The following is a 3,860-nucleotide window of genomic DNA, read 5'->3' on the forward strand; positions in this document are numbered from 1 at the left end:
ACGGTGGTCACGGAGCATCTGACCTATCCGGGGTTGATCAGTGTTGCGCGCATGCTCGGCATCAAACTGATCGGCGTCGCGATGGATGACGAGGGGCTGCTGCCGCAGGCGCTGGAAGAGGTGTGCCGCAACCATCGCGTATCAGCGCTGTATTGCACGCCAACGATCCAGAATCCTACGGCAGCCGTGATGTCCGTCCCACGGCGCGAGGCGATTGCAGGCATCTGTCGGCAACACAATCTGCTGATCTTCGAAGACGAAGCCCACGCGGTCCTGGCGCAACAGCGACCGCTGCCCTTGAGCCATTTCGCCCCCGAGCGCTCAGTGCTGATCGGCAGCCTGAGCAAAGCGGTTTCGGCCGGATTGCGGGTCGGCTACTTGCACGCGCCACAACCGTTGATCGGACGCTTGAGCGCAGCGGTGCGCGGGACCTGCTGGATGGCCAGCCCGTTGACACTGGACGTCGCGAGTCTGTGGATAGAAAACGGCACGGCGCAGCAATTGCTGGGCCAGCAGATTGCCGAGATAGGGCGGCGCAAGGTGCTGGCCGCCGGGCGGCTGGAGGGTTTGACGTACAACACCCATCCGCACAGTCCACACTTCTGGATCGAAGTGCCCGAACCGTGGCGGGCGTCGCAGATTGCGGCGGAACTCAAGGAAAAAAATTATCTGGTGGCGACGGCCGAGGCCTTTGCGGTGGGGCATGGGGCGGTGCCGCAATTCATTCGGGCGAGTGTTTGCAGTTCGGCGGGGGATGACCGGATGTTATTGCAAGGGTTTGAAGCGTTGGCCGGGGCACTGGCAGAGACCGTGTAATCGTTCATCGTCGGAACGCCTTCGCGAGCAAGCCCGCTCCCACAGTGGCCATCGTCGTAAACAAATCTTGTGTTCACCGAAGATCCACTGTGGGAGCGGGCTTGCTCGCGAAGCCTTTAGCGTCCTTCAGTTTCCCTGCCCAGAAAATCAATCAACACCCGCGCCGCCGCCGGCAATTGCCGATGCGGCGGATAGATCACCGAAAACGGTCGACTGCATCCGCCATAGGCTTCAAGTATTTCCACCAATTCCCCACGCTCGATACGCTCCCGGACAATAAAGTCATAGGTCTGGCAAATCCCCAGCCCACTCTGTGCCAGTGAGACAGTACCCAATACATCGTCCGACACCGTCACGTTGCTTGAAGGCAACCATTCCAGATTCTCGCCGTTATCGCGAAACAGCCACGGCCCGATGCGTCCACTGCTTGGCATCACGAACGGCAGGCAATCATGCTCAGGCAATTCACTCAAATGCTGCGGGATGCCGGTGCGATCCAGGTAGTCCGGTGCCGCGACAACACACAAACGCGCGTCTTCGAGTTTGCGCCCGATCAACCCGCTGTCCGGCAAATGGCCGAGGCGAATGGCCAGGTCAAAGCCTTCGGCCACCAAGTCGACGTTGCGGTTGGTGATGCTCAATTCGATCCGCACCTGTGGGTAAGTCCGGGCGAAGCGCGCCAACAATGGCGGCAAGCGGTAATGCCCGTAGGTGGTCGGCACGCTCAGGCGCACACGACCGCTCAAGGCACCGTCCTGGCCCTGGATCTTGCGTTCGGCATCGTCGATCAGGGCGAAGGCCGAGCGGGTTTGCTCCAGATAGAGCGCGCCGGCATCGGTCAGGCTCAAGCGGCGGGTGGTGCGCCTGAGCAATTGCACGCCGAGCCGTGTCTCCAGGCGTGAAAGCGCCCGGCTGATCACCGACGGCGTGGTGCCCAAGGTGATGGCGCCAGCGCTGACGGTGCCTTTCTCGACCACGGCGACGAAGGCTTCGACGTCGGCCAGGTAATCGAATCGACGGGCCATTCTTGCCTCCAGAGGCCAAGTGATATTCGTGCCGGCGAGTTTATCGCCATGGCCGGCATCAATACAGTGACGGGTCTCGAAACCTGCCACCGGATACCTCATGAAGAAGCTCACCACTCTGGCCCTCAGCGCCACGCTCGCCGCCACCAGCATTGGCGCCCACGCCGATAACGTGCTGGTGGTCCTCTCGGACGCCAATCACCTGGACCTGAAAAACGGTCAGGTGTTTTCCACCGGTTTTTACCTCAATGAACTGCTGCAACCCGTGAAGTTGCTGCTCGATGCCGGGCACACCGTGACGTTTGCCACACCCAAGGGCAATGTGCCGACGCTGGATAAGTCGTCGGTCGATCCGATGTATTTCAACAACGACCAGGCTGAACTTGAACGCTACAAGGCGCTGCTCGACACCCTGAAAATCACTTCGCTGAAGGACTCGCCGGTGATCAGCTTGTCGCGGGTCGAGCAGATCGGCTACGGGCATTTCGATGCGGTGTACGTCCCAGGCGGCCATGCGCCGATGCAGGATTTGCTGACCAGCGCGCCTTTGGGTCGCTTGCTGGCTGACTTCAACGCCAAGGGCAAAACCACGGCGCTGGTGTGCCATGGGCCGATTGCGTTGCTGTCGACAATGGCGGACCCGTCAAAATTTGTCGGTGAACTGGAGAGCAAAGGGCAGGCTACGGCGGATCCGCAATGGATTTACGCGGGCTACAAAATGACCGTGATCAGTAATCAGGAAGAGGTGTTGGCCAAAGGCTTGCTGGAGGGCGGGGCGATGAAGTTTTACCCACAGACCGCGCTTGAGCAGGCGGGCGGGCAGTTCAGCAGTAATACGGTGCCTTGGGTGTCACATGTGGTGGAGGATCGCGAGTTGATTACCGGGGAAAACCCGGGATCGGCCTTGGATGTGGGCAAGGCACTGTTGAAACGGCTGAAATAACACCGTGTAATCGTTCATCGTCGGAACGCCTTCGCGAGCAAGCCCGCTCCCACACTGGATCTGTGTCACTCACAAATCCCCTGTGGGAGCGGGCTTGCTCGCGAAGGCGGCCCGACAGGCGCTGCAAATCTACTTGAACCGCCGCTCCACGCCTTTCTCGACCAGAATCTTCGCCGAAATCTCTTCCACCGAAAAATGCGTCGAATTGATGTGCGGGATGTTCTCGCGACGAAACAGGTTCTCCACCTCGCGCACTTCGAATTCGCACTGGGCATAGCTCGAATAACGGCTATTGGGCTTGCGCTCGTTGCGGATTGCCGTCAGGCGGTCCGGGTCGATGGTCAGGCCGAACAGCTTGTGCTGGTGGGCGCGCAGGGCGTTGGGCAGGGTCAGGCGCTCCATGTCGTCTTCGGTCAGCGGGTAATTGGCCGCGCGGATGCCGAATTGCATGGCCATGTACAAGCACGTCGGGGTTTTGCCGCAACGCGACACGCCGACCAGAATCAGGTCGGCCTTGTCGTAATAGTGCGTGCGGGCGCCGTCGTCGTTGTCGAGGGCGAAGTTCACCGCCTCGATGCGCTCCATGTAATTGGAGTTGGTGCCGATCGAATGGGACTTGCCGACGGTGTAGGAAGAATGCTCGGTCAGTTCCTGCTCCAGCGGTGCGAGGAACGTCGAGAAAATGTCGATCATGAAACCATTGGAGGTCGCAAGGATCTCACGGATGTCCTGATTGACGATGGTGTCAAAAATAATCGGCCGGAAGCCGTCGGTTTCGGCGGCTTTGTTGATTTGTTGTACCATGGCCCGCGCTTTATCCACGTTGTCGATGTACGGTCGCGTGAATTTGCTGAAGGTAATGTTTTCGAACTGCGCCAGGAGGCTTTGACCCAGGGTTTCGGCTGTGATGCCGGTGCCATCGGAGATAAAGAAAGCAGATCGTTTCATTTGCACCTTGGGCCTTAAGCTAATGATCATTCTTGGCGCTGGCAAGCGGAACTGGGCACCGAGCGCCCGCAGATGCTGATCAACGTGACGCCGATCGGCATGAGCGGCGGAGCTGAGGCGGACCAACT

General features: G+C 59.7%; 4 protein-coding genes and 1 pseudogene. 3 read left to right on the forward strand and 2 right to left on the reverse strand.

Features of this window, described 5'->3' with window-relative positions; all coding sequences use genetic code 11:
• Positions 1-816, forward strand: an 816-nt coding sequence (locus ACQKP4_RS28600; protein WP_427637389.1) for a PLP-dependent aminotransferase family protein, incomplete at its 5' end; no start/stop codon positions are given.
• A gap of 116 nt (positions 817-932) precedes the next feature.
• Here the strand turns inward: ACQKP4_RS28600 and ACQKP4_RS28605 are convergent.
• A complete protein-coding gene (locus tag ACQKP4_RS28605) occupies positions 933-1,841 on the reverse strand; it encodes a LysR substrate-binding domain-containing protein (RefSeq protein WP_427637391.1) in 909 nt (302 codons plus the stop codon).
• Positions 1,842-1,941: 100 nt separating this feature from the next.
• Here ACQKP4_RS28605 and ACQKP4_RS28610 point away from each other — a divergent pair, with 100 nt between their 5' ends.
• Positions 1,942-2,784, forward strand: coding sequence for a type 1 glutamine amidotransferase domain-containing protein (locus ACQKP4_RS28610; protein WP_427637392.1), 843 nt, complete (start codon positions 1,942-1,944; stop codon positions 2,782-2,784).
• A gap of 129 nt (positions 2,785-2,913) precedes the next feature.
• On the opposite strand, the gene ppsR is transcribed toward ACQKP4_RS28610, so the two are convergent.
• The gene (gene ppsR, locus ACQKP4_RS28615; protein WP_427637393.1) at positions 2,914-3,732 is read right to left on the reverse strand and encodes a posphoenolpyruvate synthetase regulatory kinase/phosphorylase PpsR; all 819 of its coding nucleotides are present in this window, start codon (positions 3,730-3,732) and stop codon (positions 2,914-2,916) included.
• 36 nt (positions 3,733-3,768) lie between these two features.
• On the opposite strand from ppsR, the pseudogene ACQKP4_RS28620 reads away from it, so the two are divergent.
• Positions 3,769-3,860 (forward strand): annotated as a pseudogene (locus ACQKP4_RS28620) (shikimate 5-dehydrogenase); the annotation flags it as partial.

The sequence above is a fragment of the Pseudomonas sp. NPDC086278 genome, from assembly GCF_050280905.1.
In the GTDB taxonomy this organism is placed as follows: Bacteria; Pseudomonadota; Gammaproteobacteria; order Pseudomonadales; family Pseudomonadaceae; genus Aquipseudomonas.

Excerpts from the sequence above, each read along its gene's own strand:
- ACQKP4_RS28605 (WP_427637391.1), bottom strand. The coding sequence starts at position 1,841 with ATGGCCCGTCGATTCGATTACCTGGCCGACGTCGAAGCCTTCGTCGCC.
- ACQKP4_RS28610 (WP_427637392.1), top strand. The coding sequence starts at position 1,942 with ATGAAGAAGCTCACCACTCTGGCCCTCAGCGCCACGCTCGCCGCCACC.
- ppsR (WP_427637393.1), bottom strand. The coding sequence starts at position 3,732 with ATGAAACGATCTGCTTTCTTTATCTCCGATGGCACCGGCATCACAGCC.